Origin of the sequence: Caballeronia sp. LZ043, from assembly GCF_031451075.1 — a bacterium.
GTDB lineage: Bacteria > Pseudomonadota > Gammaproteobacteria > Burkholderiales > Burkholderiaceae > Caballeronia.
This window is the reverse complement of sequence record NZ_JARUXT010000005.1, coordinates 1-406: the sequence shown is the minus strand read 5'-3', so window position 1 is coordinate 406 and position 406 is coordinate 1. Positions and strand designations below refer to the sequence as shown.

Genomic DNA, 406 nt, shown 5'->3' with positions numbered 1-406 from the left:
CCAGCCGCAGGTCGGCGCGCTGCGCTATCTCGACGGACAGATCACCCGCTTCGAGTTCAATGGCCGCGAGACGCTCACCTCGCGCAGTTATATCTATACGGCCACTGTGCGGCCTTCGCTGTGGTACCTCACGCGCTCCGTCAACTGCCGCATCTTCCAGGAGAAGACGGTTGTCGAGATCATCCAGGAAGTCTTCTCCGCTTACGGCTTTCCGGTTACCAACCGCCTGAGCGCCACCTATCGCACCTGGGGTTATTGCACCCAGTTCCAGGAAACCGACTTCGCCTTCGTCAGCCGTTTGATGGAACAGGAAGGCATCTATTACTACTTCACGCATCAGATGGGCCAGCACACGCTCGTGCTCGCCGATGACATGAGCGGCCACGACGCCCTGCCCGATTACGCC

Annotated in this window: 1 protein-coding gene; it reads left to right on the top strand. The window is 59.9% G+C overall.

Features of this window, described 5'->3' with window-relative positions; all coding sequences use genetic code 11:
- Positions 1 to 406: contractile injection system protein, VgrG/Pvc8 family (locus QCE64_RS34305; protein ID WP_310008666.1), on the top strand; the 406-nt coding region annotated here is incomplete at both ends.